The organism is Nocardia sp. NPDC050378, from assembly GCF_040655675.1.
Lineage (GTDB): Bacteria > Actinomycetota > Actinomycetes > Mycobacteriales > Mycobacteriaceae > Nocardia > Nocardia coubleae.
In genome coordinates, this window is the sequence record NZ_JBFAKI010000003.1 from 276,440 (window position 1) to 303,165 (window position 26,726).

The 26,726-nt window shown below is 67.4% G+C and carries 31 protein-coding genes; 20 read left to right on the top strand and 11 right to left on the bottom strand.

Annotated features, from left to right (window positions below; genetic code table 11):
* Positions 1 to 26 precede the first annotated feature (26 nt).
* Together AB0I35_RS08900 and AB0I35_RS08905 are read left to right on the top strand one after the other, a co-directional pair.
* Positions 27 to 1,049 (top strand): alpha/beta hydrolase family protein, encoded by a 1,023-nt coding sequence (locus AB0I35_RS08900; protein ID WP_357395468.1) that lies wholly within the window; start codon positions 27 to 29, stop codon positions 1,047 to 1,049.
* A 183-nt stretch (positions 1,050 to 1,232) separates the two neighbouring features.
* Entirely contained in the window at positions 1,233 to 2,471 is a 1,239-nt protein-coding gene (locus tag AB0I35_RS08905) for a TetR/AcrR family transcriptional regulator (protein ID WP_357395238.1), read from the top strand.
* Here AB0I35_RS08905 and AB0I35_RS08910 read toward each other — a convergent pair.
* On the bottom strand, positions 2,454 to 3,953 hold the full coding sequence (locus AB0I35_RS08910) for an aldehyde dehydrogenase family protein (RefSeq protein ID WP_357395239.1): 1,500 nt from the start codon (positions 3,951 to 3,953) through the stop codon (positions 2,454 to 2,456). The two genes, AB0I35_RS08905 and AB0I35_RS08910, sit on opposite strands and share 18 nt — an antisense overlap.
* 214 nt (positions 3,954 to 4,167) lie before the next feature.
* On the opposite strand from AB0I35_RS08910, the gene AB0I35_RS08915 reads away from it, so the two are divergent.
* The 3 genes from AB0I35_RS08915 to AB0I35_RS08925 are packed head-to-tail and all read left to right on the top strand — an operon-like array spanning position 4,168 to position 6,802.
* Positions 4,168 to 5,169, top strand: a complete 1,002-nt coding sequence (locus AB0I35_RS08915; protein WP_067491227.1) for a daunorubicin/doxorubicin resistance ABC transporter ATP-binding protein DrrA — start codon at positions 4,168 to 4,170, stop codon at positions 5,167 to 5,169.
* Positions 5,169 to 5,978 carry an ABC transporter permease gene (locus AB0I35_RS08920; protein WP_357395240.1) on the top strand — a complete coding sequence of 270 codons (810 nt, stop codon included), beginning with the start codon at positions 5,169 to 5,171 and terminating at the stop codon, positions 5,976 to 5,978. Before AB0I35_RS08915 ends, AB0I35_RS08920 begins: the two co-directional genes overlap by 1 nt.
* Positions 5,975 to 6,802, top strand: coding sequence for an ABC transporter permease (locus AB0I35_RS08925; RefSeq protein ID WP_357395241.1), 828 nt, complete (start codon positions 5,975 to 5,977; stop codon positions 6,800 to 6,802). Before AB0I35_RS08920 ends, AB0I35_RS08925 begins: the two co-directional genes overlap by 4 nt.
* A gap of 39 nt (positions 6,803 to 6,841) precedes the next feature.
* On the opposite strand, the gene AB0I35_RS08930 is transcribed toward AB0I35_RS08925, so the two are convergent.
* The 4 genes from AB0I35_RS08930 to AB0I35_RS08945 all read right to left on the bottom strand — a co-directional run bounded on the left by AB0I35_RS08930 (position 6,842) and on the right by AB0I35_RS08945 (position 10,837).
* Positions 6,842 to 8,017, bottom strand: coding sequence for a lycopene cyclase family protein (locus AB0I35_RS08930; RefSeq protein WP_357395243.1), 1,176 nt, complete (start codon positions 8,015 to 8,017; stop codon positions 6,842 to 6,844).
* A gap of 202 nt (positions 8,018 to 8,219) precedes the next feature.
* Positions 8,220 to 9,386 (bottom strand): ABC transporter permease, encoded by a 1,167-nt coding sequence (locus tag AB0I35_RS08935; RefSeq protein ID WP_357395244.1) that lies wholly within the window; start codon positions 9,384 to 9,386, stop codon positions 8,220 to 8,222.
* A gap of 52 nt (positions 9,387 to 9,438) precedes the next feature.
* Positions 9,439 to 10,311, bottom strand: a complete 873-nt coding sequence (locus tag AB0I35_RS08940; RefSeq protein ID WP_357395245.1) for an ATP-binding cassette domain-containing protein — start codon at positions 10,309 to 10,311, stop codon at positions 9,439 to 9,441.
* 49 nt (positions 10,312 to 10,360) lie between these two features.
* The gene (locus tag AB0I35_RS08945) at positions 10,361 to 10,837 is read right to left on the bottom strand and encodes a hotdog fold domain-containing protein (protein WP_357395246.1); all 477 of its coding nucleotides are present in this window, start codon (positions 10,835 to 10,837) and stop codon (positions 10,361 to 10,363) included.
* Positions 10,838 to 11,287: 450 nt separating this feature from the next.
* Between AB0I35_RS08945 and rpsJ the strand changes: the two genes are divergently transcribed.
* The 13 genes from rpsJ to AB0I35_RS09010 all read left to right on the top strand — a co-directional run bounded on the left by rpsJ (position 11,288) and on the right by AB0I35_RS09010 (position 17,226).
* Positions 11,288 to 11,593 carry a 30S ribosomal protein S10 gene (gene rpsJ / locus AB0I35_RS08950; protein WP_003938093.1) on the top strand — a complete coding sequence of 102 codons (306 nt, stop codon included), beginning with the start codon at positions 11,288 to 11,290 and terminating at the stop codon, positions 11,591 to 11,593.
* 14 nt (positions 11,594 to 11,607) lie between these two features.
* Complete coding sequence (gene rplC, locus AB0I35_RS08955) at positions 11,608 to 12,273, top strand: 50S ribosomal protein L3 (protein WP_067491154.1); 666 nt, start codon at positions 11,608 to 11,610, stop codon at positions 12,271 to 12,273.
* Positions 12,270 to 12,959, top strand: a complete 690-nt coding sequence (gene rplD, locus AB0I35_RS08960; RefSeq protein WP_225281835.1) for a 50S ribosomal protein L4 — start codon at positions 12,270 to 12,272, stop codon at positions 12,957 to 12,959. The genes rplC and rplD overlap by 4 nt, the downstream gene beginning before the upstream one ends.
* Positions 12,956 to 13,261 carry a 50S ribosomal protein L23 gene (gene rplW, locus AB0I35_RS08965; RefSeq protein ID WP_019045018.1) on the top strand — a complete coding sequence of 102 codons (306 nt, stop codon included), beginning with the start codon at positions 12,956 to 12,958 and terminating at the stop codon, positions 13,259 to 13,261. Before rplD ends, rplW begins: the two co-directional genes overlap by 4 nt.
* 33 nt (positions 13,262 to 13,294) lie before the next feature.
* Entirely contained in the window at positions 13,295 to 14,131 is an 837-nt protein-coding gene (gene rplB, locus AB0I35_RS08970; RefSeq protein WP_067491152.1) for a 50S ribosomal protein L2, read from the top strand.
* A gap of 15 nt (positions 14,132 to 14,146) precedes the next feature.
* Positions 14,147 to 14,428, top strand: a complete 282-nt coding sequence (gene rpsS, locus AB0I35_RS08975) for a 30S ribosomal protein S19 (RefSeq protein ID WP_067491151.1) — start codon at positions 14,147 to 14,149, stop codon at positions 14,426 to 14,428.
* On the top strand, positions 14,425 to 14,826 hold the full coding sequence (gene rplV, locus AB0I35_RS08980; RefSeq protein WP_357395247.1) for a 50S ribosomal protein L22: 402 nt from the start codon (positions 14,425 to 14,427) through the stop codon (positions 14,824 to 14,826). The genes rpsS and rplV overlap by 4 nt, the downstream gene beginning before the upstream one ends.
* Entirely contained in the window at positions 14,827 to 15,621 is a 795-nt protein-coding gene (gene rpsC / locus AB0I35_RS08985) for a 30S ribosomal protein S3 (protein WP_357395248.1), read from the top strand.
* 3 nt (positions 15,622 to 15,624) lie between these two features.
* Entirely contained in the window at positions 15,625 to 16,041 is a 417-nt protein-coding gene (rplP, locus tag AB0I35_RS08990; protein ID WP_067491147.1) for a 50S ribosomal protein L16, read from the top strand.
* Positions 16,041 to 16,280: a 50S ribosomal protein L29 gene (gene rpmC / locus AB0I35_RS08995; RefSeq protein ID WP_019045024.1), complete on the top strand. Its 240-nt coding sequence runs from the start codon at positions 16,041 to 16,043 to the stop codon at positions 16,278 to 16,280. The genes rplP and rpmC overlap by 1 nt, the downstream gene beginning before the upstream one ends.
* Positions 16,277 to 16,546 (top strand): 30S ribosomal protein S17, encoded by a 270-nt coding sequence (rpsQ, locus tag AB0I35_RS09000; protein ID WP_067491145.1) that lies wholly within the window; start codon positions 16,277 to 16,279, stop codon positions 16,544 to 16,546. Before rpmC ends, rpsQ begins: the two co-directional genes overlap by 4 nt.
* 111 nt (positions 16,547 to 16,657) lie before the next feature.
* Positions 16,658 to 16,852 (top strand): ribbon-helix-helix protein, CopG family, encoded by a 195-nt coding sequence (locus tag AB0I35_RS09005; RefSeq protein ID WP_357395249.1) that lies wholly within the window; start codon positions 16,658 to 16,660, stop codon positions 16,850 to 16,852.
* On the top strand, positions 16,849 to 17,226 hold the full coding sequence (locus AB0I35_RS09010; RefSeq protein WP_357395250.1) for a type II toxin-antitoxin system death-on-curing family toxin: 378 nt from the start codon (positions 16,849 to 16,851) through the stop codon (positions 17,224 to 17,226). The genes AB0I35_RS09005 and AB0I35_RS09010 overlap by 4 nt, the downstream gene beginning before the upstream one ends.
* Position 17,227: 1 nt before the next feature.
* Here the strand turns inward: AB0I35_RS09010 and AB0I35_RS09015 are convergent, their stop codons facing one another.
* The 6 genes from AB0I35_RS09015 to AB0I35_RS09040 all read right to left on the bottom strand — a co-directional run bounded on the left by AB0I35_RS09015 (position 17,228) and on the right by AB0I35_RS09040 (position 22,961).
* A complete protein-coding gene (locus AB0I35_RS09015) occupies positions 17,228 to 19,420 on the bottom strand; it encodes a hypothetical protein (RefSeq protein WP_357395251.1) in 2,193 nt (730 codons plus the stop codon).
* Positions 19,421 to 19,542: 122 nt separating this feature from the next.
* On the bottom strand, positions 19,543 to 20,379 hold the full coding sequence (locus AB0I35_RS09020) for an SDR family oxidoreductase (RefSeq protein ID WP_357395252.1): 837 nt from the start codon (positions 20,377 to 20,379) through the stop codon (positions 19,543 to 19,545).
* Positions 20,380 to 20,389: 10 nt separating this feature from the next.
* Positions 20,390 to 21,118, bottom strand: a complete 729-nt coding sequence (locus AB0I35_RS09025; protein WP_357395253.1) for a CPBP family intramembrane glutamic endopeptidase — start codon at positions 21,116 to 21,118, stop codon at positions 20,390 to 20,392.
* A gap of 46 nt (positions 21,119 to 21,164) precedes the next feature.
* Positions 21,165 to 22,106 carry an RluA family pseudouridine synthase gene (locus AB0I35_RS09030; protein WP_357395254.1) on the bottom strand — a complete coding sequence of 314 codons (942 nt, stop codon included), beginning with the start codon at positions 22,104 to 22,106 and terminating at the stop codon, positions 21,165 to 21,167.
* Between the two features lie 49 nt (positions 22,107 to 22,155).
* A complete protein-coding gene (locus AB0I35_RS09035; RefSeq protein ID WP_357395255.1) occupies positions 22,156 to 22,734 on the bottom strand; it encodes a putative glycolipid-binding domain-containing protein in 579 nt (192 codons plus the stop codon).
* A gap of 35 nt (positions 22,735 to 22,769) precedes the next feature.
* Positions 22,770 to 22,961: a hypothetical protein gene (locus AB0I35_RS09040; protein WP_067491136.1), complete on the bottom strand. Its 192-nt coding sequence runs from the start codon at positions 22,959 to 22,961 to the stop codon at positions 22,770 to 22,772.
* Positions 22,962 to 23,142: 181 nt separating this feature from the next.
* Here AB0I35_RS09040 and AB0I35_RS09045 point away from each other — a divergent pair, with 181 nt between their 5' ends.
* Both AB0I35_RS09045 and AB0I35_RS09050 read left to right on the top strand, forming a co-directional pair.
* A complete protein-coding gene (locus tag AB0I35_RS09045; RefSeq protein ID WP_357395256.1) occupies positions 23,143 to 24,981 on the top strand; it encodes an ABC transporter ATP-binding protein in 1,839 nt (612 codons plus the stop codon).
* Positions 24,978 to 26,714, top strand: coding sequence for an ABC transporter ATP-binding protein (locus AB0I35_RS09050; protein ID WP_357395257.1), 1,737 nt, complete (start codon positions 24,978 to 24,980; stop codon positions 26,712 to 26,714). The genes AB0I35_RS09045 and AB0I35_RS09050 overlap by 4 nt, the downstream gene beginning before the upstream one ends.
* Positions 26,715 to 26,726 lie beyond the last annotated feature (12 nt).

Genomic DNA, 26,726 nt, shown 5'->3' on the forward strand with positions numbered 1-26,726 from the left:
GGCGTCGTGGCCACCGAGCCGCGGCGATGATCGCGGCAACGGCAGTGACCGCCGGACTGTTGTCCGGCCTCGGCATCGCACCGGCTTCGGCCGACCCGATCATCGATTCCAAGAGCCTGCTCGCCAACCCGGTCTCCGAGGACGGTTCCAAGATCGTCAAGGCCGAGGTGAAGGATTCGCGCAGCCTGCGGTTGCACGTGTACTCGGCGGCCATGGACCAGAACATCATCGTCGACGTACAGCGTCCCGCCGACGCCTCGGTCCCGCGCCCCACCCTGTACCTGCTCAACGGTGCCGGCGGCGGCGAGGATTCGGCGTCCTGGGTCGCCAAGACCGACGCGCTGGAATTCCTGTCGGACAAGAACGTCAACGTGATCCAGCCGATCGGTGGCTCGTGGAGCTACTACACCGACTGGATCAAGGACGACCCGGTCGTCGGCCGCAACAAGTGGAAGACCTTCTTCACCGAGGAACTGCCCCCGCTCGTCGACGGCGCGCTCGGCACCAACGGTGTGAACGCCATCGCGGGTCTGTCGACCTCCGGCACCACCGTGCTCGCGTTGCCGATCGCCAAGCCCGGCCTGTACAAGGCGGCCGCGGCCTACAGCGGTTGCGCGCAGACCTCCGACCCGGTCGGTTCGGAATTCGTGAAGCTCACCGTGGAGACCTGGGGCGGCGGCGACACCATGAACATGTGGGGCCCGCAGGGTTCCGAGGAATGGGTCAAGAACGATCCGTACGTGAACGCCGAAGGCCTGCGCGGCGTGGAACTCTACGTCTCCACCGGCAACGGCCTGCCCGGACCGTACGACACCCTCAACGGCCCCTACGCGCTGCCCGGCGCCTACGGTCTGGCCAACCAGATCGTCATCGGCGGCATCATCGAGGCGGGTACCAACTACTGCACCCATAACCTGGCCAACCGGCTGAAAGAGCTGAACATCCCCGCCACCTTCAACTTCCGTCCCAACGGCACCCACTCGTGGGGCTACTGGCAGGACGAGCTGAAGCTGTCGTGGCCGACGCTGGCCCGGGGTCTCGGCCTCTAAGGTCCCCGCGATTCCACCCGAACCGTCCCGCCCGCACCGTCGCGAGCGGGACGGTTCGCGTTTGCCCGACTTCGTCACGCCGTTTGCGAATTGTGGTTAACTTAGGTTGACTGGTCCAGCGCCGTTGCCGGGCGGCGCCGAGCCGTCGACGACGGTTCGCGCAACGGGAAGTGAGCAACGTACATGGTCGCCGATCGCAGGGAGTCCCACCGCGGCCCCGAGCAGGCGACCGCGCAGGCCAAGGTGGTCCGCCGCAGGCCGAAGGACCGCAAGATGCAGATCATGCGCGCCGCCGCCAGGGCCTTCAGCGCGCGCGGCTACTACCCGGTCGGCGTCGACGAGATCGCGGCCGAGGTCGGCATCTCCGGGCCCGCGCTCTACCGGCACTTCGCCAACAAATACGCACTGCTCGTCGCCGCCGCCGAAGAGGGCGCGCGCGGGCTGCGCGATGTGGCGGAAGCGGCCGATGACCCGGCGCTGAGCCCACACGATCGCCTCGACGCGCTGCTCACCGCCGTGGCCGAGCACAATATCGACATCCGGCGCGAAGCCGGTCTTTACCGCTGGGAACGTCGCTACCTCGAGCGCGAGGACCGCGTCCGTATCCGCGCTTTCTACCGGGAACTCGAGGCGATGGTCGCCGCACCCATCGCGGAATTACGGCCGGACGCGAGCCCCGAGGACATCACGCTGCTCGCCGTCGGCGCGCTCAGCGCCCTGGCGAGCATCGCCGCGCACCGCACCACGCTCGCGCATTCGCGCATGCTCGCCCTGCAGCTCGACATGGCCTGGTCCATTGTGCGCGCCGACCTGCCGCCCGCACCGGCGCCTGCCGAGCCGGGCAAGCAGAATCGTGGGTTGCCGGTGACATCGAAACGTGAACAGCTGCTCACCGAGGCGATCCGCATCTTCGGCCGCAACGGCTACCACGAGTCGGGTATCGAGGAGATCGGCGCCGCCGTCGGCATCAACGCCTCCAGCGTGTACCGCCACTTCGACAGCAAAGCCGACCTGCTCGCCGCCGCCTTCCACCGTGCGGGCGACCGCCTCGCCGTGGCGATCAGCGAGGCGCTCGCGCAGTCGAACGACCGCGCCGACGCCGCCCGTCGCATCGCCGACGAGCACGCCCGCCTCACCTTCGCGACGCCGGAGATCATGCCGGTGTACTACGCCGAATTCAGCAATCTGCCCCAGGCCGAACAGCATCGGCTGCGCGCGATCCAGCGCCAGAACATCCTCGAATGGGCCAACCTGCTCGACGGCGACCCGATCGAGGCGCGGTTCCGGGTGCACGCCGCGATCGGTCAGATCATCGACGTGGGCAGGTTGCTGCGCTTCGACTCCCGGCCCGAGCAGCTCGCCCGGCTCGGCGCGCTCACCAGCGCGGTGCTGCTCGGCGGGCAGTCAGCGCCCGTGGCGTAACCGGAACGCCGCCTTGGCCAGGCGCAGATGTCCCGGCCTGCGATCGAACGTCGACAGGCGCACCGGCGCGCGAAAGCGTCGGCGGGCGATCGACATCGTCCGGCTGAATTCCTGCAAACCCTGCTGACCGTGGCTGTGCCCCTGCCCGTATTCGCCGACCCCGCCGAACGGCAGGGCCGGGATACCGGTGAACGCGGTCGACGAATTCACCGTCACCACACCGACTTTCAGCTGGGCGGCGATGAACTCGGCGCTGACGATATCGCGGGTGAACACGGTGACGGCGATGCCGTTGCCCGCCGCGTTCACCCGGGTCACCGCGTCGGCCAGGTCCGACACCCGGTTCACCACAAGCACGGGGCCGATGCCCTCGCCGGTGATCGCGATGCTCTCCTCCGGCACCTCGGCGAGCACGATCGGCTCCACGTAGGGGTCGCGGAAGGAGTCGAGTCCGCCGAGCACGGCGTGCCCGCCGCGGGCGATGGCATCGCGCACCTGGGAGCGCACCACGTCCACCTGGTCGGCATTGATCATCGGCCCGTAGGCGGCGCGGTTGTCGGCGCCCGGACGCAGCTTGGCGGCCCGGTCGGCGGCGCGGGCGAGGAAATCGTCGAAGACCGAGTCGGCGACATAGCAGCGCTGGATGCCCGAGGCGTTCTGACCGGAATTGGCCATGGCCCCGAACACCGCGGCCTCGGCGGCTTCGTCGAGGGCGGCGTCGACGTGCACGATCATGCTGCCCTTGCCGCTGTGCTCCACCACCACCGGCGTGAGCGAGCGCGCACACTGCGCGATCACCTCACGGCCACCGGCCTCGGGACCGGCGTAGGCGATCTTGTCCACCTCCGCGCCGCACAGCGCCGTCGCGGTGCGCGCGTCGCCCGTCACGGCCTGCAGCACCGGATAGTCGGGTACCACGCGCGACCAGCTCGCGGCCAGCCAGAGTCCGACGCCGGTGGTGATCTCGTGTGGTTTGAACACCACTGTGTTCCCGGCGGCCATGGCGTAGGCGATGGAACCCATCGGCGTGAACACCGGGTTGTTCCACGCACCGAGCACGCCGACCACACCGAGCGGCAGATAACCCACCGACGCGTATTGATTGCGGGTGAACCAGCCCGAACGCAAGCGTTTGCGGCCGAGTGCGCGTTCGGCGTTGCGGGCGGCCCAATCCAGGTTCTCCACCGCGAGCATCACCTCGAGCGCGGCATCGGCCTCCGGTTTACCCGTCTCGTTGCGCAGGATCTCCACCAATTCGCCACTGCGCCGGGCGATCTGGCTTCGCCAATCCAGCAGTAGGCTTCGGCGTTCTCCGAAATCCAGTTCACCCCACCAGTTCTGTGTCGCCCTCGCGGTGCGGACCGCGCGCGTGACCTCGGCGCCGCCCTGCACCGGATATTGCGCGAGTTGTTCGCCGGTGCGCGGATCGAACGACATCAGCAGATCGGTACGGCCCGGCAATGCGGCGGCCGATTCGGCCATGGTCACCTCCCTCTACCCGGATGCCAGGGTATGGGCGTGTCGTCGCGGCGACAAGGAATCGGACCGAATCTCCCCGGGCCTGCTGGAGTACCGACCCGGAAAATCCCCGGACCGGTAACATCGCGCCGAACGGTATGGATCACTTACCGGGAAGAAAAATTCCGTGGCGCGCACCCGTTCGATCGGCGCCGCCGCGGCCGATGGTGGAGAGTTGATGCCGAGTTCTATCTCAGTGGATTCGCCCGTGGGTGGCGTCGCGTCGCACGGCGGTGAGCCCGCGGTGCTCGTTTCCGACGTGCGCAAATCCTTCGGCGACGTGCACGCGCTGCAGGGCATCAGTTTCCAGGCCGAGAAGGCCAGCGTGCTCGGGATCCTCGGCCCCAACGGCGCGGGCAAGACCACCACGGTCAAAATCCTGTCCACGCTGCTGCGCCCCGACTCCGGCACCGCCGTCGTCGCCGGGCACGACGTGCTCACCGACGCCGCGGGCGTGCGCCGCTCGATCATGATGACCGGCCAGTACGCCGCGCTCGACGAGAACCTCACCGGACGCGAGAACCTCGAACTGTTCGGTCGCCTCATGGGCCTGACCAAGTCGGCCGCCCGCAAGCGCGCCGAGGTGCTGCTCGAGGAATTCGACCTGGTCAGCGCCGGTAAACGGGCCGTGCGCAACTACTCGGGCGGTATGCGTCGCCGCGTCGACATCGCCTGCGGGCTGGTGGTCCGCCCCGAGGTGGTGTTCCTCGACGAACCGACCACCGGGCTCGACCCGCGCAGCCGCCAGGGCGTGTGGGATCTGGTGACGGCGCTGAAGAACCAGGGCATCACGGTGCTGCTCACCACGCAGTATCTCGAAGAAGCCGATGTGCTCAGCGACAACATCATCGTCATCGACAAGGGCACCGTCATCGCCGAAGGCACCGCCGACCAGCTCAAGGCCAAGACCGGCGGCAGCTACTGCGAGATCATCCCGCTCGATCTCAGCCGCATCGCGGCCGCCGTGCAGGCCCTCGGTGACCTGGTCCCGGCCGCCGTCGCCGCCGAGATCGCGGGCGCCGACAAGCTGTCCATCCCCGCACCCGACGGCGCGGCCACCCTCGCCGAGGCGCTGCGCAGGCTCGACAACGCGGGCATCGAACTGGCCGACATCGCCCTGCGCCGCCCCTCCCTCGACGACGTGTTCCTGTCGATCACCGGTCATTCGGGCGGCCACTAGTGAGCGTGTCGACCCCCGCGGCGACGGGGTTGTTCGCCGATCTACCCCAGGTGCACCAGAGCAGTTTCGCGCAGTGGCGCGCGCTGACCGGTCGCATCGTGCGGACCATGGCGACCAAGGGTGAACTGATCGTCGCCGTGCTCACCCCGCTGGTGGTGACCGTCGCGTTCTACCTGCCGCTGCGCTACGTGATGAAGGTGCAGGGCATCGACTACGCGCAGTACGTGATGCCCATCATCGTGCTGCAGACCATGGCGATGACCATGATGTCGAACGCCCAGCTCGCGGCGTTCGAGGCGCTCACCGGGTTGAGTACGCGGTTACAGACCATGCCGATCGGGTCGCTGGTCCCGCTGATGTCGCGGATCTGCGCCGGTCTGGTCCGTTCGCTGGTCTCGCTGGTCGCGACCGTCGGCTACGGGTACCTGATCGGATTCCGGTTCACCGGCGGCGTGGTGCAGGCACTGGCGTTCTGCGGGTTCGCGCTCGCTGTCGGCGTTGTGCTCACCCTCGGCGCCGACGCGCTGGGCAGCCTCACCAAGAATCCCGAGGCGCTCAGCCAGGCGCTCACGCTGCCGATCCTGATCTTCGGCATGATGTCGACCGGCTTCGTGCCCGAGAACAGTTTCCCCACCTGGGCGCGCGGGTTCGCCCGCAACCAGCCGATCTCGCAGTTCGCGCAGACGCTCAGCGACATGGCGGCCGGCCAGCTGTCGTGGGCGGGCACCTGGGTATCGCTGGTCTGGCTCGGCATCGCGGCAGTTGTATTCCTCCCACTGGCGGTGTGGGCGAGTGTGAGGCGATCATGACGACAACGGAAACGGCGGCCCAGCTGCCGGTGGTGCACGCCAAGCCGGAGAGCTCGGTGTCGGTGTGGTTCAGCCACAGCCTCATCCAGACCAAACGACTGCTGATGGTGTGGCTGCGCGACCCGTCTACCACCATCCAGACCATCGCCTACCCGGCCGTGACGCTGCTGATGTTTCGCATCGTCCTCGGTGACTCCATCACCGCCGCGACCGGCACACCGAGCATCTACGGCCAGGCCGCGCTGCTCACGCTCGTGGCGGCGATGACCGGTGCGGTGGTGAGTGCGCTCGGCTTCAAACGCGAGAAGGCCTCGGGCCTGCTCAGCCGCTTCTACACGATGCCGCTGAACAAGGCGTCGCTGCTCACCGGGCGGCTGCTGGCGGAGGCGTTGCGCATTCTCATCACCACGGTGATCGTGCTGCTCGTCGCCGTACCGCTGGGCTTCCTCTTCATGGAGGACCCGCTCACCAACGTCGCCCTGGTCTGCGTTCCGATCCTCTTCGGGCTCGGCTTCGCGGTGATGGTGACGGCGCTGGCCACCATCACCGAGGGCGTGATGCTCATCAGCCTGATCGGCATCCTCAACACCCTGCTGATGTTCTTCAACACCGGCTTCGTCCCGATCATCGCCTACCCCACCTGGTTGCAGACCGTGGTCGCGAACCAGCCGATGAGCTGCGCGATCGACGCGATGAAGGGCCTGTCCTACGGCGGTCCCGTCGCGGACCCGCTGCTCAAGACGGTCCTGTGGACGGTGGGGATGATCGCGGTGTTCGCCTACCCGGCCATCCGCGGCTACAAGAAGGCCGCCGAGACCGCGTAGTTCCGTGGAAGGCCGCGCCGTTGCCCGGCGCGGCCTTTCTCATGCCGGTTCCGCGAACGGGTAGTCGACCCAGCGGTCGCGGTTGGTCCAGCCGACCAGGTCGTAGCGCCAGCGGAACGGCCAGGTGTGGGCGACGGTGTTGAACAGCACCGCGCCGAGGGCGGTGTAGTCGTCGTGCGCCGACAGCAGCGCGCGTTGGCCGCGTTCGGACTCGGTGAAGAACGCTTCGAACATGGCGATCGACTGGTCGGTGGTGAGCCTGCCCAGACCCCACAGGCCGCGCATCCGCATCCAGTACACCGCCCGCGCCTGCCATGGCCACAGCGCCTCGACGGGGTCGATGCCCTGCTGCACGGCCGAGACGGCGGTGTCGATGAGGGCGAGCGAATCGGCCACGCTGTAGCCGGTGCACGGGTGCATCATGCCGCCGCGGGAACCGAAAGGGATCGCGATCGCGGCGCCCTTTTTCGGCGGCGGCTGGTCGAGCGGGTAGTGGGCGGCCTCGTGCGGTTCGTCGCCGGTGAGCCGGATGCCGTGGGCGGCAAGACGATTCAGTGTTCGCTTGCGCAGTTCGTGCTGCGGCATGCCGCCGCGCAGGCCGAGGCTGGTCTCCTCGAAGATGACGGTTCCGTCCCCGAGCGGCACCGCGTACAGGAACGACGGCGGCTCGTCCGGGCCCGCCCCGTTCTCCGGGCGCCAGTCGAGCAGCAGACCCTCGCCGTCACCGACCATCGGCGCCGCGGTCTCGGCATCGACGAAGATCCCGTGCGCCGAGGCCGCGCGCCGCTTGCCGAGCGTCGGCAGCCCACGGGTGTCGAACACCGTTCCCGCTGTGATCACCGTCCCGTCGGCCAGCTCCACTTCGTGCTGGTCCACCCGCCCGGCCCGCTGCGCGAACACCGTCGCGTCGTCGAGCGCGAGCGCCGCGTGCAACCCCGCCTTCGACAGCACACAGTAGGCCCGCTCGATCCGGTGCTCGGTCTTGGTCCACACCGTCGGCGCCGCGATCCGCTGCGCGATAGCGCTCTCCGGCAACCAGCTCGGCAGCTCGTCGACCCAGCACGAGAACGTCGGCGGAAACAACCGCTCCGGCCGCGGATCCACCGCGGCAACCCGCAACCCGGCCCCGGCAGCCCGATGCGCCAACCCCCGCCCAGCCGGCCCCAACCCGACCACGCAAATATCGAACTCCCGCACACTCACCCCCGCATTCAATCCACACCGCACACGCTCGCGCAACCACCGGACAGCGTGGTCAGCTTGCACCATGCTGGAGTCGGCCTGCTCGCCGCGGTCGCGACCGCCGTGACAGCCGATCAGGAATCCCGGCTGTGGGTCGCGGCCGCCATCCTGGTCTTCGGCCTGATCCTCGGCCTCACAGTCAGCGGTTCGACTTCACGATGGATGTTCCAGGCCGTCAGTCCTCGAGGGCGAGGGCCTGGCGGAGGGTGAGGCGGCCTTGGGTTTGCATGAGGGAGCGGCGGTAGATCTTTTCGGCCAGGACGACGATGGCGTAGGTGGTGGCGGCCATCAGGGTGAGGGCGATGAGGGGTTCCCACCAGGCGGCGGTGCCTTCGGCCAGGCGGCTCGGCATGGCGATGATCGAGGTGATGGGGACGTAGGAGGCGATGACGCGGCCGGTTCCGGAGAGGAAGATGCCCGCGAACAGCACGATCATGATGAGCATCGACAGGGGAGTCGAGGTGGACTGCAGGTCCTCGCTGCGCGTCGACAGGGAGCCTGCCACGGCCCACAGGCTGGCCAGGGCGAGGAAGCCGACCACGAAGAACACGATGAACCAGCCCGCGGCACCGGCGATCCGGCCGAGCTGATCGGCCTTGCCGAGGAAGACCAACCCGCCGAGCCCGGCAACCACGAACAGCACGAGCTGCCCGAACGCCAGCACCGCGTTACCGACCACCTTGCCGATCAGCAACTGCCGCAGCGGGATCGCGCTCGCCAGGATCTCGACGATGCGGTTCTGCTTCTCCTCGATCACGCTCTGCGCGATCGACATCCCGAACAGTATCGACGCCAGATAGAACAGGAACGCGAAGACGAACGCGACGATCTTGGCGAGCCCCGGATCGACCGCGCTCTTGTCCAACAGCGTGTAACTCACCTCCGCGCCGCGGGTGAGCTCTTCCATGGTTGCCCCGAACTCGGCGGCATTGCTCTGCAAGGCCAGCTGCTGTGCGGCGGCGGTGATGTAGGTGGTCGCGTCGTCGTTCTCGGCGGAGTTGCCGATGAGCTCCCACCCGCCGGGTGCGGGAACGAGACCGGCCTCCGCCTTGTCGTTCCGAACGTTCTGCTCGACCTCGGCTCGGTCGCGGGCCTGGTACCCGCGGAAGCTGATGTCGGTTCCCGACCGGGCAGCCAGCTCGTTGGCCAGGCTCAGTACTTCGCCTGCGCCGCTGCCGGTGGCGACGATATCGATTCGTTCGGGTCTGCTGCCGAGAAACCCGCTCACCGCCACCGAGGCGATGATCGCCACGATGGTCACCACCGTCGAGATCACGAAATTGCGATCCCGCAGCTTCACCACGATCTCGCGCGCGGAAACGATCCGCCACACCCCTTTCACGCCGCACCTCCTCGGCACGCCGCGATCACGCGATCCGCCGACTCCAGCCGCATCACGCCGTCACCTCCCGATAGATCTCGGCAACGGTCGGCCTGACCTCGGTGAACTCACGCACCGATCCACGCGACAACGCCTCTTTCAAAACGGCATCGGTCTCCGACGCCTCGAAAACCGCACGCCCACCCTCTATTTCAACCGACCGGACCCCGGGATGGGACCGCAACCACTGCGCGTCACCGTCGACGACGAGCCGATATCGCAACCCACCGGCCGAACGAAGCTCATCGACCGACCCCTGCCCGACCACCCGTCCCGCCGACAGGATGACGAGCCGATCGCACAACCGCTCGACCAGATCGAGCTGGTGCGAGGAGAACAGGACCGGCACACCCTTCGCCGCGTACTCCCGCAACAACTCGACCATCGAGTCGACAGCCAACGGGTCGAGCCCGGAGAACGGTTCGTCGAGAATCAGTGCCGCGGGCTGCGCGATCACCGCCGCCGCGATCTGCACTCGCTGCTGATTGCCGAGCGAGAGCGATTCGAGCTTGTCCTTGCCACGGTCGGCCAACCCGAACCGTTCGAGCAGACCGAGCGCACGGGTCTTGGCTTCCTCGGCCGTCACATCACGCAATCGCGCGAGGTAGACGAGCTGATCGAGCACCGGTTGCTTGGGGTAGAGCCCGCGTTCCTCCGGCATGTACCCGAAGGAGCGGCGATCCAGCGCTGTGACCGGCCGCCCGTCCCAGCGCACTTCGCCGGACTGCACGGCGAGCACGCCCATGATCATCCGCATGGTCGTGGTCTTGCCCGCCCCGTTCCCGCCGACGAACCCGGTGAGAACCCCCGGTGCCACCGTGAACGACACGTCGTTTACCGCGACCTTGTCGCCGAACCGGCGGACCACATGCGCGACTTCCAGCATCGAACCTCCCCGTCTGTAGCCGTGCTCACAACCGTACCGGCCCAGCGGATTACCGGGGCGTGACCCAGGTGGTGATCTCGGCGTGCACCACCTCGACGCCGTCCGTGTCGAAGATCGACACCGGCACCGTCAGCTCGCGGCCCTCGGTGATCGCCGCGAAATCGGGGATCTCCGCCAGTCTCGCCACCGCGCGCAAACCCGTTTCGGCCTTCGCCAGGTACTGCACATTCATGCCCTTGGGGATCCAGCGATGGGTGGTCGGCACCGTCGCCTCGCTCAGCATGCCCATCGCCACCTCGGCCAGATTGCACGCGGCGATGGCGTGGAAGGTGCCGAGATGATTGTGGATGCCGAACCATTTCGGCGAGGTCACCTCGCACAGGCCGGGCTCGAGCCGCACCACTTGCGGCAGCACCGTGCCGAAGTAGGGGACCCGGGCCACCATCCCGAGTGAGAACAGCGCGTGCCCGATGCGGTTGTCGGGCAGCTTCTTCCAGCCGCGGTACGTCGCGGTTTCCTGTGCCATTCCCGCATCTTACTCAAAAGTAAGATAAGCGGGAAGCCCACCTGACCAGCGCCGGTGACCCGCCAGCTACCATGGTCGAGCACAGTCCGATCAGTGACCGATGCCTCATGCCCCCCGATTTGAAGAGCTTTGTCGGCATGGTGCATACTGTTCGGGTTGCCTTGCGCAGGATCGTCGCCCCCCCGGGGCCGACGGGTCGAGCAGGGCAGGCAGCAGTTGTGTATCCCACCGGTTCGCCGGTGTGGATACGTTCGGGACCACGTTGTAGCAAAAAGGGCGACACGCCCGACCGCGTGGACCGGAGAACCATGACAGATGAACAGCGGCGAGGACTGGGCGGTGCCCGGTGGCGATCTCGAAACCTCACGTGTGTTCGGGCTGTGCAAATGAGGGTGGTGCGGGAGCTTGCTCCTGTGACCACGAAGGAAAGCGGAGAAAAGGACACTTAGCGTGGCGGGACAAAAGATCCGCATCAGGCTCAAGGCCTATGACCACGAGGCGATCGATGCGTCTGCGCGCAAGATCGTGGAGACGGTGACCCGCACCGGCGCCCGTGTGGTCGGGCCTGTGCCGTTGCCCACCGAGAAGAACGTGTACTGCGTCATCCGTTCGCCGCACAAGTACAAGGACTCGCGCGAACACTTCGAGATGCGTACGCACAAGCGCCTCATCGACATCCTCGACCCGACGCCGAAGACGGTCGACGCGCTCATGCGCATCGACCTGCCGGCCAGCGTCGACGTCAACATTCAGTGACGGGGACTCGAGATATGACTGACAACAAGAACCGGCCCGCAGCCGGCATCCTGGGCACCAAGCTCGGCATGACCCAGGTCTTCGACGAGAAGAACCGCGTCGTCCCGGTCACCGTCATCAAGGCGGGCCCGAACGTGGTCACCCAGATCCGCACCGTGGAGCGCGACGGCTACTCGGCCGTCCAGATCGCTTTCGGCGCCATCGACCCGCGCAAGGTGAACAAGCCGGTTTCCGGCCAGTTCGCCAAGGCCGGGGTCACCCCGCGCCGCCACGTCACCGAGATCCGCGTCGCGGATGCCTCCACCTTCGAGGTCGGCCAGGAGCTTTCCGCCGACGTCTTCGAAGAGGGCACCTACGTCGACGTGACCGGAATCAGCAAGGGCAAGGGCTTCGCAGGCACCATGAAGCGTCACGGCTTCAAGGGCCAGGGCGCCTCGCACGGTGCGCAGGCTGTGCACCGTCGCCCGGGTTCCATCGGTGGCTGTGCCACTCCCGGCCGCGTGTTCAAGGGCATGCGCATGTCGGGCCGTATGGGTAACGACCGCGTGACCACGCAGAACCTGTCGGTTCACAAGGTCGACGCCGAGAACGGCCTGCTCCTGGTCAAGGGTGCTATCCCCGGCCGCAAGGGCAACGTCGTGATCGTCAAGAGCGCCGTGAAGGGTGGTGCGCACGCATGACCAGCTCCGCAGTTAACACGGAGAAGAAGGCCGCTAATCTCACGCTGACCGTTAAGGCTGCAGGCGGCAAGACCGAAGGCACCGTCGACCTCCCCGCGGAGATCTTCGACGTGACCGCCAACGTCGCGCTGATGCACCAGGTCGTCATCGCGCAGCTGGCCGCCGCTCGCCAGGGCACCCACGCCACGAAGACTCGTGGCCAGGTCTCCGGTGGCGGCAAGAAGCCTTACCGCCAGAAGGGCACCGGCCGCGCCCGCCAGGGTTCGACCCGTGCGCCGCAGTTCGCCGGCGGTGGCACCGTCCACGGCCCGCAGCCGCGTGACTACAGCCAGCGGACCCCCAAGAAGATGAAGGCCGCCGCCCTGCGCGGTGCCCTGTCCGACCGGGCCCGCAACGAGCGCATCCACGTGATCACCGAACTGGTCTCGGGTCAGACCCCGTCGACCAAGGCCGCGAAGAGCTTCCTGTCCGAGCTGTCGGACCGCAAGAAGTTCCTCGTCGTGGTCGGTCGCGAGGACGTCGCCGCGTGGAAGAGCGTGGCGAACCTGCAGAACGTGCTGCCGATCGCCCCGGACCAGCTCAACACCTACGACGTCCTCAACAGCGACGAACTGGTGTTCAGCGTCGAGGCCCTGAACGCGTTCGTTCACGGTCCCGCCGAGGCGGCCCAGGAGGAGAGCAAGTGAGCACCATCGCCGACCCCCGCGACATCCTGCTCGCACCGGTCATCTCGGAGAAGTCCTACGGACTGATCGAGGAAGGTACCTACACCTTCCTGGTGCACCCGGATTCGAACAAGACGCAGATCAAGATCGCCGTCGAGAAGGTTTTCGGCGTCAAGGTCACCAGCGTCAATACCGCCAACCGTCAGGGCAAGCGCAAGCGGACCCGCTTCGGTTACGGCAAGCGCAAGGACACCAAGCGCGCGCTCGTGACCATCTCGGCCGACAGCAAGCCCATCGAGATCTTCGGAGGACCGGTCGCGTAAGCGGCTGGCGATCCAGAAAGCAGAGAAGAACTCATGGCAATCCGTAAATACAAGCCGACTACACCGGGCCGTCGTGGCTCGAGTGTCTCGGACTTCGCCGAGATCACCCGGTCGACGCCGGAGAAGTCGCTGCTGCGCCCGCTCACCAAGTCCGGTGGTCGTAACGCGCACGGTCGCATCACCACGCGTCACCGCGGTGGCGGTCACAAGCGTGCCTACCGTGTCATCGACTTCCGTCGACTGGACAAGGACGGCATCCCGGCCAAGGTCGCGCACATCGAGTACGACCCCAACCGCACCGCCAACATCGCACTGCTGCACTTCGCCGACGGCGAGAAGCGCTACATCATCGCGCCGAAGGGCATCAAGCAGGGCAGCCCGATCGAGTCCGGCCCCACGGCCGACATCAAGCCGGGTAACAACCTGCCGCTGCGCAACATCCCGACCGGTACCACGATCCACAACGTGGAGCTGCGTCCGGGCGGCGGCGCCAAGATGGCCCGTGCCGCAGGCATGAGCATCCAGCTGCTGGGCAAGGAAGGGCCGTACGCGACCCTGCGTATGCCCTCCGGTGAAATCCGTCGCGTCGACGTGCGCTGCCGCGCCACCGTCGGCGAGGTCGGCAACGCCGAGCAGTCGAACATCAACTGGGGCAAGGCCGGCCGTATGCGCTGGAAGGGCCGCCGTCCTACCGTCCGTGGTGTCGTCATGAACCCGGTCGACCACCCGCACGGTGGTGGTGAGGGTAAGACCTCCGGTGGTCGCCACCCGGTCTCCCCGTGGGGCCAGCCTGAGGGCCGTACCCGCAAGCCGAACCGCCCGAGCGACAAGCTCATCGTCCGCCGTCGCAAGACCGGCAAGAAGCGCTAAAGGAGGAGGTAAGAAATGCCACGCAGCCTCAAGAAGGGCCCGTTCGTCGACGACCACCTCCTGAAGAAGGTGGACGTCCAGAACGAAAAAGGCACCAAGCAGGTCATCAAGACCTGGTCGCGTCGCTCGACCATCATCCCCGATTTCATCGGTCACACTTTCGCCGTCCACGACGGTCGCAAGCACGTCCCGGTGTTCGTCTCGGACAACATGGTCGGCCACAAGCTCGGTGAGTTCGCGCCGACCAGGACGTTCAAGAGCCACGTCAAGGACGACCGGAAGAGCAAGCGGCGATGACAGAAACTGTTCAGAACCCGACTGCCCGCGCTACCGCTAAGCACGTGCGGGTCACCCCGATGAAGGCGCGTCGCGTCGTGGACATGGTCCGCGGCCAGCGCGTCGAGGACGCCCTGGCGATCCTGAAGTTCGCGCCTCAGGCCGCGAGCGAGCCGGTCGCCAAGGTCGTGGCCTCGGCCGCGGCGAACGCCGAGAACAACCTCGGCCTCAACCCGGCCACCCTGGTCATCTCGACCGCGTTCGTCGACGAGGGTGCCACCATGAAGCGTTTCCAGCCGCGGGCCCAGGGCCGCGCGTTCCGGATTCGCAAGCGCACCAGCCACATCACCATCGAGGTCGAGAGCGTGCCCACTGCCGGCGCTGCCACTCGTAGCCGCCGGAAGGGAGGGGCAAAGTAAATGGGACAGAAAATCAACCCCCATGGCTTCCGCCTCGGTATCACCACCGACTGGAAGTCGCGTTGGTACGCGGACAAGCAGTACGCGGAATACGTGAAGGAAGACGTTCAGATCCGCAAGCTCCTCGCCACTGGCATGGAGCGGGCCGGCATCTCGAAGGTCGAGATCGAGCGCACCCGTGATCGCGTCCGTGTGGATATCCACACCGCGCGTCCCGGCATCGTGATCGGTCGCCGTGGCGCGGAGGCCGACCGCATCCGCGCCGAGCTGGAGAAGCTCACCAAGAAGCAGGTTCAGCTGAACATCCTCGAGGTCAAGAACCCCGAATCGGATGCGCAGCTGGTTGCTCAGGGTGTCGCCGAGCAGCTGTCCAACCGTGTGGCGTTCCGTCGCGCGATGCGTAAGGCCATTCAGTCGGCCATGCGTTCGCCGAACGTCAAGGGCATCCGTGTGCAGTGCTCGGGCCGCCTCGGTGGCGCCGAAATGTCGCGCTCGGAGTTCTACCGTGAGGGTCGCGTCCCGCTGCACACGCTGCGCGCGGACATCGACTACGGCCTCTACGAGGCCAAGACCACCTTCGGTCGCATCGGCGTGAAGGTCTGGATCTACAAGGGTGACATCGTCGGTGGTCGTCGTGAACTGACCGCCGCCGCTACTGCTCCGGAGCGCCCGCGTCGCGAGCGTCCGAGCCGCCCGCGTCGGTCCGGCGCCACCGGCACCACCGCGACCAGCACCGAGGTCGGGCGCGCCGCCACCGCAGTGGCGGAGGCTCCGGCAGAGAGTCAGGAGGGCTGACGCATGCTGATGCCCCGTAGGGTCAAGCACCGCAAGCAGCACCACCCCAGTCGCTCCGGCATGTCCAAGGGCGGCACCGCGGTGGCGTTCGGTGACTACGGCATCCAGGCTCTCGAGCCTGCCTACGTCACCAACCGTCAGATCGAGTCGGCGCGTATCGCGATGACCCGCCACATCAAGCGTGGCGGCAAGATCTGGATCAACATCTACCCCGACCGCCCGCTCACCAAGAAGCCTGCCGAGACCCGCATGGGTTCCGGTAAGGGTTCGCCGGAGTGGTGGGTCGCGAACGTGAAGCCCGGTCGGGTCATGTTCGAGATGTCTTACCCCAACGAGGAGACCGCTCGCGAGGCCCTGCGCCGCGCGATGCACAAGCTCCCCATGAAGTGCAGGATCGTGACCAGGGAGGAGCAGTTCTGATGGCTACCGGAACACCGGCCGCAGAGCTCCGCGAGCTCAACGAAGAAGAGCTCGTGGCCAAACTGCGCGAGTCGAAGGAAGAGCTGTTCAACCTGCGCTTCCAGATGGCGACGGGTCAGCTCGACAACAACCGTCGTCTGCGCGTCGTCCGCCACGAGATCGCGCGCATTTACACGGTCATGCGTGAGCGCGAGCTCGGCCTGGCCACGGCGCCCGCGGGCAAGGGAGATGCGGCATGAGCGAGAAGAAGGAAGAGCGCGGCAGCCGCAAGGTTCGTAGCGGCTACGTCGTCTCGGACAAGATGAACAAGACGATCGTCGTGGAGCTGGAAGACCGTCACCGGCACCCGCTCTACGGCAAGATCATTCGCACCACCTCCAAGGTGAAGGCGCATGACGAGAACGAGATCGCCGGTGTCGGCGACCGCGTTCAGCTGATGGAGACCCGTCCGCTGTCGGCCACCAAGCGCTGGCGTCTGGTCGAGGTCCTGGAGAAGGCCAAGTAAGGTCCCTCCTCGATCCATCGAGATCGTTGCCACGAAGGCCCGTTTCCCTCTGGGGAAGCGGGCCTTCGTCGTGGCGTTGGTCGAGTGATACCTGGCTGATACCATCGGATCATGGCGATGACACTGCGTCTCAACGGGGACGACGACCGGCGGTTGACCGAGTTGGCCGAACGCCTCGGACGAAGCAAACAGGACCTGGCTCAAGAGGCTGTTCACATGTATGTGACTCGGCAGGCGGAGGCATTCGGGTCTTTGATCGACTCGATCATGGACGAGCACGCCGAGCTGATGCGACGGCTTGCGTGATCTACCTCGATCTCGCTGAGGTCGTTGCCATTGCCCGTGCGGTGAACAAGACGCCGCACGCGGTTCGCGATATCGGCCTGCTGGCAGGTGCTGTCGAGCGTCCGAAGGCGACTGTCTTCGGCCAGGAAGCCTATCCCGGGCTGTTCCTCAAGGCAGCGGCTCTGCTGCATTCGATCGCCCGGAATCACGCGCTGATCGACGGCGACAAACGCACTGCGTTCGTCGCATCTGTCGCGATGCTCCGATTGAACGGATACCGTGTTCGTCCCCTCCCTGACGAGCAGGAGGAGTTGATGAACCGTATCGCGACCGGCGATGCCGAGGTTGCCGAGATAGCGCAGAGCTTGGAGTCGTGGTCCGACGGGATCGGGTAACTCAGCCGGTGAAGGCGTAGGGGTGGCGGATCTTTCGGGCGAATTCGACGACGTTGGTGACGGTTTTGCCGGGGACGCCTACCTCGGCGCCGATGCTGCGGGCTGACCAGGACTGGTCGGTGAGTTCGAGGATTTCCTCGATTTGTTCGAGGGTCAGGCGCAGGGGGCTGTGGTTGGCGATGCGGCGGGCGAGGGCGCGGACCTCGGTGTCGTCGTAGTCGAACTCGTCGACAGGGTGGTCTTCGAGGAGGTCGTCCTCTGGGGCGGATTCCTGCGCGGTGAGCGGTTCGTCGGCATCTGAGGTGTCCGTTGGCAGTGCGACCGGCGCAGTGGGCTCGGGTTCTTCGGCGGACGTCTCGGTCGGTGCGACCGGCTCAGATGTTCGGGCCGACGGTTCGACCCGTGCGATCGACTCGGATTTGCGGGTAGACGGGGTGGCCGGCGCGACGGTCTCGGTGACTGGGGTGGCCGGTGCCGTGGGCTCGGTGACTGCGGTGGCCGACGCGATCGGCTCGGTGACTGCGGTGACCGGTGCGACGGGCTTGGCGACCCGGGCGGGTTCGGGCTCCAGCAGCAGTTGCTCGGCGGGTTCCGTGGCGAAGGTGAGCTGTTCGGGCTCGTCGGCGGTGGCCGGTGAATTGTGTTGCGCTACCACCGGAGTGGGGGCAGACGTATCGCCGTTGTGGTCACGGGCGACGGTGCCGGCGTGCGCCGTCGCCTCGAGAACGGGGTCGGTGCCGGTCGCTTCGCCGGGGGTGGGCTGGGCGGCGGCGGTGACGGGTATTCGCCGCAACGAGGGAGTGGCGCCGTTGGTGTCGGCGTGGCCGTTGCGGCGGTGGTCGGCCGCGGCCCGGTGGATGAGTTCGAGAGTGCCTGGGGCGGCCGACTTTTCGGCGGAGGGGCGGCGGGTGATGTGCGGGCGCTTGGGGTTCGGGCGCTCGCCCAGCGCGGCGTCGTCAGATCCGGCGACCAGATCGTCCTCATCGCTACGCGGAACTTCGATATCGGGTGTGGCGTCGTTCCCGGTATTGCCGCCGCGTGCGAAGTCGCCGCCGATAGCGGCTTCGTTGTCCAGACCGGCGTTGCTGTCGAGGTTGGCGTTATCGACCTGCCCGGTCTCATTGCTGTGTGTGGCGCGGTCGGCCTGCAGGGCATGGTGGTTGACCCGTGCGCTGTCGCCGGCCCGAGTATCGAGGGAGGCGCCGACACCGTGTTGGGCGCGGACCGCGTGAACGGAATCCTCACCGACAACCGTCGCGACCGACTCAGCACGGACGGAATCAGCTGCCGGCCCGACGTGGTCGGAGACCGCGTCGGTGAGCGTCGCCGTGTCGACGGCGGACAAGCGCGCGCCATTGTCGATCGTCGGCAGCGGGTCCGGCTGAGCGACAGCAGAATCCACTCGTTCGGAGGGGGAGTAGCTCCCCGGCAGCTCGACCGAAGCCCCCTCGATCAACATCGCGTACCGCGCCGAGACCCAGGCGTGCAACCAGATCACGACACCGACCATCACGGGCGCGATGGAGAACTCGGCTGCCCGCCCCCACGCGCCGGAGGCCAGGTGGGGTCCGGCGTTGAGGGCGACGGTGGTGCCGAGGAGGGCGAGTTCGAACACGATGACCTTGCCGCGTTCGAGTTCACGTCCCCAGCGGGCGGCGGTGGTCGCGGCGATCATGATGACGATGATCGGGATGGAGATCATCGCTTCGATGCCGAAACTGAGCCAGTACAGCGGGTCGCTCATGTCCCCGCTCGGCACGAGGTTGTGCTGCACATTCACCCCGGCCCACACCATGCCGAGCAGCACCACACCGATCAGTGCGCGTGACGACCACTCGGCGCGCCGGTAGAGCTGAGCGAGCCGCGCGTCGGCACTCGATACGCGGCGGCGCGCGGCCAGTGCTTTGCGGTGCCAGCGGGCGTCGGCTTCGTCGGTACGCCGGATCAAAGCGCCGGTGCGACGGTCACGTTTGTCGGCGGCGAGTTCGTCGGCGACAGCGCGACGCCGCTGTTTGCGGCGCTGGGCCCGAATCCATTCGGCGAGTTCGCGTTCGGCGCGGATCTCCGCTTCCGAGAGGGCGTCGTAGAGTGCCGTGTCGTGCTGGAGCGGCAGCTTGCCCCTGGCGGTGGCGACCTGTTTGGCGAGGGCCGTGATCTCGGTATCGGCAGGGTCGATCGACCGATCGTCGGACATCTCGCGCCTTCCGCGTCACTCGAACATATGGACTATCGAACATATGTGTGATTGCAGAGAGCGTAAACGCCGACCGTTCCCGGGTCAACGATCATGGTGTGAAAATGGCGCGGAGAAAGCCCTCAAACCCCGGAATCGCCGTCGAGTAAGCGCTTTTCGTAAGTGGCCCGTGCGGACGAACCACTAACGGCCGCAAGCTGATTCGGGACAGTTCGCCGCAATATCAGATCCCGGGCCCACTGGGGAAGCACTCCGGCCCATCGCAGCATCGGCCCGAGCGATCCCGGTACCGTCACCTCGAAGCGTGGCCGCTGGATCACCTCGACAACGGCCCGCGCCACATCGACGGGCTGCAACAGCGGCGCCGCACCGGTGGACGTGCCCTTCGCGAGTTCGGTGTCGACGACCCCCGGCATGATCGCGCTCAATCGCACACCGCTGCCGCGCAGTTCCTCCCGCACGCCCGTCAGGTACCCGAGCACACCGTGTTTGGTCGCCGCGTAGGTCGCCTCCCCGGCGGGTGAGACCTTCGATGCCACCGAGGCGATGGTGACGATATGTCCCCGCCCCCGTGCGCGCATGGCGGGTGCCGCCAGCCGCACGCCCCGGATCACCCCGTGCAGATTCACCGCGAGCATCCGCGCGGTGGCACTGTCGGGTTCGTCGTCGAACGCCCCGACCCACATCACCCCGGCATTGTTGACCAGCACGTCCACCGGCCCGAGCAGCGCCTCGGTGACGGCGAGGAAGTCGTGGAACGACCGCTCCGAGGTCACATCGAGCTCGCACCCGTGCACCGTCCCCGGCAACTCGGCCGCCGCTGCCCGGGCCGCGTCACCGGACAGGTCCCCGATACACACCAAGGCCCCCGCGGCACCCAGTTCCCGGGCAATCTCCCGCCCGATCCCGGCCGCCCCACCGGTCACCGCTACTACCAATCCGACAAGCGCACGTTTCACCGGACCGATGCTAGGCCAGCGCGGTGTGCCAGACGAGGGCTGCGGCGAGGGCGCCTGCTCCGTTGAGGGACCAGTGCAGGGCGATGGGGGCGAGGAGGCTGCCGCTGCGGCGGCGGAGCCAGGTGAAGACGACGCCCGCGGCGGCGGTGGCGGCGACGGCGAGGGTGATGCCGATGATCTGGCCCGCGAGGCCGCCGCCGACGATGCCGGACAGGCCGGTGTTGCTCGCGGTGAGACCGAGGGAGGAGGCGATGTGCCAGAGGCCGAAGAGCAGTGAGCCCGCCGCGAACAGGCCGCGTACCCCGAGCACCCGTTCGAGGGTGCCGTGCAGGACGCCGCGGAAGGCGAGTTCCTCGGGGATCACGGTCTGCAACGGGATGACGATCATCGACGCGATCAGTGCGCCGGAGATGGTCGCGTACCGGTCGGCGAGGAAGAAAGGCCTGGTGATCGGCAGCAATGCCCCGATCGCGACAGCCGTGAGCACGATTCCCACCGCGCCGAGCGCGTATACCGTGCCACGTCGCCAGTGCCTGGGTGACAGTCCGAGTTCGGCCCAGCCGAGCCCGCGTTTGCGCATCAGGGCGAGCAGCAGAAAGGCCGCGACGGGCACGGTGACGATGTTGGCCCAGGCGGTGGTGAAGTGGGCGATCAGATTGGTTCCGGCGAGCACCACCACCACGACGGCGATATCGATATAGGCGTGCAGTCCGGGTCGGGGATCGGCGGAGACGGGCACCCGGTCGAGTGTACGGATTTATTACAGAAGGGAAACGGTCCGTGAGCTACTCGACAGCCGATCCGGACCAACCCGGCAAATCGTGCCACGCCTGCAGAGTTCGCCGCGATTCGAAGCGCCGGGGCACCCGACTGATCGGGTCGGTGAATTCGAGGGTGGCCGCGAGCAATTGCAATGGCCGGGTGTAGTCGTCGACGGATTTGTCGGTGACGACCGGATAGAAATCGTCGCCGAGGATCGGCACACCGAGGCTGTTCATATGCAGCCGCAGTTGATGGGTGCGCCCGGTGTGCGGCCGCAATCGGTACCGCCCGAGTCCGTCGCGGTGCTCCACGAGCTCCACCTGAGTTTCGGCATTGGGCACGCCGGGCACTTCCTGCGCGGCGAGCACATGTTTTTCCTTGATGATGCGGCTGCGCACGACCCGCGGCAGCTCCAATGCGGGATCGTAAGGCGCGATCGCCTCGTATTCCTTGCGCACGGTCCGGTGCCCGAACATCGTCTGATACGCCCCGCGCACGGCCGGATTCACCACGAACAGGATCAGCCCGGCGGTCACCCGGTCGAGGCGGTGCGCCGGGATCAGGTCGGGCAGGTCGAGTTCGCGCCGCAACCGGACCAGCGCGGTCTGCAGGATGTGCTGACCGCGCGGAATGGTCGCGAGGAAGTGCGGTTTGTCGACGACGAGGATGTCGTCGTCGCGGTGCACGATGCCGATCTCGAACGGCACCTCCCGCTCCACGGGCAGGTCACGATGGAACCAGACCGCACCGCCCGCGACGTACGGCGCGTCGGGCGCGAGCGGCCCGTCCAGGTCGACGATCTCGCCGGCGCGCAGCATCTCGTCGATGCGCGCCGGATCCACGCGCGGCAACCGCTCGACGAGGTGGTCGCGCACGGTCGCCCAGTGCCCGTCCTCCGGGAGCCGGAGCCGGGCTGGGTCGAGGCCGTGCCGCTTGGGCAGCGGCGGCTGCTGCCTGCGTCGCATACCGACAGTCTCGCCGCCGCACGACCCGGCCCCGCCACAGACCCCCGGTTCAGACCGTGCGTCGGGCCAGACCCGGGTAGTCGACGATCAACCCCGCATCGTCGTAGGACAGGGTGGCGCGGTAGTCGAAATCCGACGAGGTGTAGTCGAAGCGTGGCCCGTCGTCGCCGTCGGTGGCCCGGCGGTAGTGCTGCGGCAGCCGCACTGTCTTCAGGTCGGCGGCGCGGATGTAGACCGCGGGCGCGTCGGCGGAGTCGCCGACGTCGAGTGCCAGCCTGCGCACCGGGAGCGAGTTGGTGAACACCGATGCCTCGAGGTCGACGTCGAGGCACCCGTCCAGTTCGGGTGCGGTGGCGCCGTCGACCTGCCAGCGTCCGAGCCCGTCGGATTGCACGGTGAGCGTGCGCCTGCCGTCGGGGTAGCGTCCGGTGATCTGCGCCGAACGGGTATGCCAGCTGCCGTCGAGCCGCAGCCGGTAGTCGATCACCCAGACGGCGCCGTCCTCGGTTCCGGTGGCGCACCCTTCGACGAGCACGCCACGATCACCGTCGCGGAAATACGTCACTTCGAAACCGGTTCGCGCCTGGTGCTGTATCCAGGCGGCCGATGAGGGCAGGTGAGTGAACACGAAGGGGGCATGCCCCGAAATTCGGGTATCAATCCTCAGCCGGCGCGTTGATCCAGAACCATCAATTTCGCCTCGACGAGAATCTGGCGCGCACGCCGCCGCACCCGGCACAGGTCGACGCTGCATTCGAGGTGTATCTGCATGGCCCGATGCGCTTGTTCGGGTGTCATATTCCCGGGGTCGGTCCGGCAGTCCGCAATTGCCGAAATAATTGACGTGACAAACATTTTCGTACTCCCACCGCGTCGATGGATAACAAGGTAGGGAGCAAATTACGCCCGATTTCGCGCGATATCGCCGGGGTTGACTGGCAGTTCACGCAACCTTCCCCACCCGGCCACAACCACTCAACTTAGGCTAACCTACATCGGCAGAGCTTGCTGTGGACAGGTCGAGAGGGCAGAACGTATGACGGTGCAGGTAGCGCCGCCGCCGGGGGTGGAGTCGGGCAACCGGCTGTCCAAGGCGGCCGCGAAAGCGCAGAAGCAACGAGAAGCGCAGGCGCGCAAGGACATCCTGGCCCCGGTGGCCGGCATGCTCACGGCGGCGAGCCTGATCGTCGCGGTGGCTTCGGTGTGCAGCGTGGTCCCTTTCCTGCTGATCGTGCAGGCGTGCCGGGAGCTGCTCACGAGTCCCGTCGACACCGACCGGGTGTGGTGGCTGTTCGGCGCGGCCGTCGCGGTGCTCGTCCTGCGGGCGCTGCTGCAGGCCGTCGCGCTCACCTGGTCGCACGCGGCCGACGCCGGTTACCAGCTCACCCTGCGCCGCCTGCTCGCGGCCAAACTCACCCGGGTGCCGCTCGGCTGGTTCGGTGAGCGCAGCTCCGGCGAGGTGAAGACCTACCTGCGCGACGATGTGGAGGCACTGCACTATCTGGTCGCGCACGCGCGACTCGAGTTCGTCGGCGCGCTGGTGGTTCCGCTGGTCACCCTCGGGTACCTGTTCACCGTCGACTGGCGGCTCACCCTGGTGCTGCTGATCCCGCTGATCGCCTACTTCGTGCTGTTCGGCCGGATCATGGACCGCGACGGTCGCGACCGGCTCGCCGTCTACACCCGCTGGGAGCGGCGCACGGCCGAGGCGACCATCGAGTTCGTCGACGGCATCCAGGTGGTTCGCGCGTTCGGTCAGGCGGGCAAGGCGCACAGCGAGTTCCAGGCCGCCGTCGACGGTCAGGTGAATGCCGCGCACCGGTTGAAGATGCCGATCATCCGGGTGCAGTCGGCCTCCGACATCGTCGTCACGCCGGTGTTCGTGATGCTCGTCGTCGTGCTCGCCGGGCTGGCGTTCATCGGCGCTGGCTGGGTGGAACCGCTCGACCTGCTGCCGTTCCTGCTGGTCGGGCTCGGTATCGGCAGTTCGCTGCTCGGCCTCGGTTACGGGTCGCAGGCGTTGCGGGCCGGTGGCGCGGCGGCGCTGCGGCTGCACGAACTGCGCCAGACGCCGGAACTCGAGATCGCCGAGTCGACCGGTGAAGTACCGGTGGAGCGCGGTGTCGTCCGCTTCGAAGGTGTCGAATTCGGTTACCGCACAGGGCACAACGTGCTGCGCGGCATCGATCTGGAACTGACGCCGGGCACCATCACCGCGCTGGTCGGCCCGAGCGGTTCGGGCAAATCCACTCTCGCCAAACTGCTGCCGCGTTTCTACGACGTCGGTGCGGGACGGATCACCATCGACGGTCGCGATATCCGCGAGTTCAGCAGCGAAGCGCTGTATCGCACGGTCGGTTTCGTGTTCCAGGACGTCCGCCTGATCCGTGGTTCGATCCGCGAGAATCTCCTGCTCGCCCGACCCGGTGCCGACGACGCGGCCATCGAACGAGCCGCCCGCGCTGCCCAGATCCACGACCGCATCGTCGCGCTGCCACGCGGGTACGACTCCAAGATCGGTGTGGACGCCACCCTGTCCGGGGGTGAGGCACAACGTCTTTCGATCGCCCGCGCCCTGCTGGCCGACACCCCGGTCCTCGTCCTCGACGAGGCGACAGCCTTCGCCGACCCCGAGTCGGAGGCCGCCGTGCAGGACGCACTCGCCGCGCTGGTGGCGGGCCGCACCGTGCTCGTCATCGCGCACCGCCTGCACACCATCACCGGTGTCGACCGGATTCTGGTGCTGGACAACGGAACTCTCGTCGAACAGGGCACCCACGACGAACTGCGCTCCACGGGCGGGCTGTATCAGCGCCTGTGGGACATCAACGAGGCCGCGCTCGGCACGCTCGCCCTGGTGGAGGAAACAAGATGATCCGCAAGGTTTTCCGCCTCGTCCCCGGCGAGTTCGCGCCGCTGATCCCGCGCCTGCTCGCCGCCATCGTGCTGCAGGCCGTGTGCCAGGCGATCGCGTACCTGTTGCTCGTCCCGTTGCTCGAGGCCCTGTTCGCCGACGACCTGAGCGGCGCATGGACGTGGGCGCTCGGCATGACTGCCGCCGTGGTCGGCGTGGTGGTGTTCGGCTACCTGCAGGCCGTCATCGGTCTGCGCATCGGCCTCGGTATGCAGCGCGGACTGCAGACACGTCTGGGCGACAAGCTCAACGAACTGCCGCTCGGCTGGTTCGAAGGCCGTGAGGCGGGCCCGCTGTCGCGGGTGATGGTCGAGCAGGTGCGCGAGATGCAGGGCCTGATCGCCTATCTGCTCACCAAGGTGCTCACCGGTGTGATCGTTCCGCTGGTCGTCGCGCTCGGCATGTTGTTCATCGATTGGCGCATCGGTGTCGCGATGCTGCTGGCGGCGCCGGTGCTGTACCTGGTCAACGCGGTCGCCAACCGTGCCTACACCGGTGCCGACGCACGGCTGCACGAGGCGGCGGCCGAAGCCGATTCGCGGGTGGTCGAATTCGCACAGGCGCAACCGGTGCTCCGTGCGTTCGGCGCGGTCGGCACCGGCAACAAGGCGCTGGAGGCGGCGCTGGTCCGCCAGCGTGGCGCGGTGCGCAAGATGATGGTGGCCACGGTGCCCGGCCTGATCGTGTTCGCCCTGTTCGTGCAGGCGGTGTTCCTCGTGCTCGCCTACCTCGCGGTGGTGCAGGTGACCGACGGGGCCATCTCGGCCGCCGCCGCCATCGCCCTGATCGCGGTGAGTTCGCGGTTCATCGAGCCGGTGAACCAGGCCGCCCAACTCGGCGCCGCGCTGCGCTCGGCCGCTTCGGCCGCCGACCGCATCACCGAACTGCTTGCCGAACCGACCCTGCCGATGCCGACCGAGCCGGTCACGCCCGGTGCGCCCGCCGTCGTCTTCGACAAGGTGAGCTTCGGCTACCGCCCCGGCGAACCCGTGCTCAGCGACCTGACCTTCACTGTCCCGGCGGGCACGACCACCGCGATCGTCGGGCCGAGCGGCGCGGGCAAGACCACCCTGCTGCGCCTGGCCGCCCGCTTCTACGACGTGGATTCCGGCGCGGTCTCGGTGGGCGAACACGATGTGCGCGAACAACCTTCGAACACGCTGCTCGATCAGCTCGCCCTGGTCTTCCAGAACGTCTACCTGTTCAACCGCTCGGTGGCCGACAACATCCGCATCGGCAAGCCCGACGCGAGCCAGGACGAGGTGCTGCGCGCCGCACGTGCGGCGCGGGTCGACGAGATCGTCGACCGGCTGCCCGACGGCTTCGACACCATGGTCGGTGAGGGCGGCGCGTCGCTCTCGGGCGGTGAGCGTCAGCGGGTGTCGATCGCCCGCGCCTTGCTCAAGGACGCCCCGATCGTGCTGCTCGACGAGGCGACCAGCGCGCTCGACCCGCACAGCGAGGCCGTCGTGGTGCGCGGCATCCACGAACTGGCAAGAGACAAGACCGTTCTCGTGGTAGCGCACCGCTTGGCGACCATCGCCCACGCCGATCAGATCTTGTTCCTCGACGGCGGTCGCATCGTCGAACAGGGCACGCACGCGGAACTGCTGGCGCTCGACGGCCGGTACGCGGCGTTCTGGAACGAACGCGAGCGGGCCTCCGGTTGGCGGCTCGAGCCTGCGCCCGCCTGAACACCACCGGGT

Bases quoted from the DNA above. Each gene is read 5' to 3' on its own strand.
- AB0I35_RS08900 (WP_357395468.1), top strand. From the start codon at position 27: ATGATCGCGGCAACGGCAGTGACCGCCGGACTGTTGTCCGGCCTCGGC.
- AB0I35_RS08905 (WP_357395238.1), top strand. From the start codon at position 1,233: ATGGTCGCCGATCGCAGGGAGTCCCACCGCGGCCCCGAGCAGGCGACC.
- AB0I35_RS08910 (WP_357395239.1), bottom strand. From the start codon at position 3,953: ATGGCCGAATCGGCCGCCGCATTGCCGGGCCGTACCGATCTGCTGATG.
- AB0I35_RS08915 (WP_067491227.1), top strand. From the start codon at position 4,168: ATGCCGAGTTCTATCTCAGTGGATTCGCCCGTGGGTGGCGTCGCGTCG.
- AB0I35_RS08925 (WP_357395241.1), top strand. From the start codon at position 5,975: ATGACGACAACGGAAACGGCGGCCCAGCTGCCGGTGGTGCACGCCAAG.
- AB0I35_RS08940 (WP_357395245.1), bottom strand. From the start codon at position 10,311: ATGCTGGAAGTCGCGCATGTGGTCCGCCGGTTCGGCGACAAGGTCGCG.
- AB0I35_RS08945 (WP_357395246.1), bottom strand. From the start codon at position 10,837: ATGGCACAGGAAACCGCGACGTACCGCGGCTGGAAGAAGCTGCCCGAC.
- rplC (WP_067491154.1), top strand. From the start codon at position 11,608: ATGACTGACAACAAGAACCGGCCCGCAGCCGGCATCCTGGGCACCAAG.
- rplD (WP_225281835.1), top strand. From the start codon at position 12,270: ATGACCAGCTCCGCAGTTAACACGGAGAAGAAGGCCGCTAATCTCACG.
- rplB (WP_067491152.1), top strand. From the start codon at position 13,295: ATGGCAATCCGTAAATACAAGCCGACTACACCGGGCCGTCGTGGCTCG.
- rpsS (WP_067491151.1), top strand. From the start codon at position 14,147: ATGCCACGCAGCCTCAAGAAGGGCCCGTTCGTCGACGACCACCTCCTG.
- rplV (WP_357395247.1), top strand. From the start codon at position 14,425: ATGACAGAAACTGTTCAGAACCCGACTGCCCGCGCTACCGCTAAGCAC.
- rpsC (WP_357395248.1), top strand. From the start codon at position 14,827: ATGGGACAGAAAATCAACCCCCATGGCTTCCGCCTCGGTATCACCACC.
- rplP (WP_067491147.1), top strand. From the start codon at position 15,625: ATGCTGATGCCCCGTAGGGTCAAGCACCGCAAGCAGCACCACCCCAGT.
- rpmC (WP_019045024.1), top strand. From the start codon at position 16,041: ATGGCTACCGGAACACCGGCCGCAGAGCTCCGCGAGCTCAACGAAGAA.
- rpsQ (WP_067491145.1), top strand. From the start codon at position 16,277: ATGAGCGAGAAGAAGGAAGAGCGCGGCAGCCGCAAGGTTCGTAGCGGC.
- AB0I35_RS09005 (WP_357395249.1), top strand. From the start codon at position 16,658: ATGGCGATGACACTGCGTCTCAACGGGGACGACGACCGGCGGTTGACC.
- AB0I35_RS09015 (WP_357395251.1), bottom strand. From the start codon at position 19,420: ATGTCCGACGATCGGTCGATCGACCCTGCCGATACCGAGATCACGGCC.
- AB0I35_RS09030 (WP_357395254.1), bottom strand. From the start codon at position 22,106: ATGCGACGCAGGCAGCAGCCGCCGCTGCCCAAGCGGCACGGCCTCGAC.
- AB0I35_RS09040 (WP_067491136.1), bottom strand. From the start codon at position 22,961: ATGTTTGTCACGTCAATTATTTCGGCAATTGCGGACTGCCGGACCGAC.
- AB0I35_RS09045 (WP_357395256.1), top strand. From the start codon at position 23,143: ATGACGGTGCAGGTAGCGCCGCCGCCGGGGGTGGAGTCGGGCAACCGG.
- AB0I35_RS09050 (WP_357395257.1), top strand. From the start codon at position 24,978: ATGATCCGCAAGGTTTTCCGCCTCGTCCCCGGCGAGTTCGCGCCGCTG.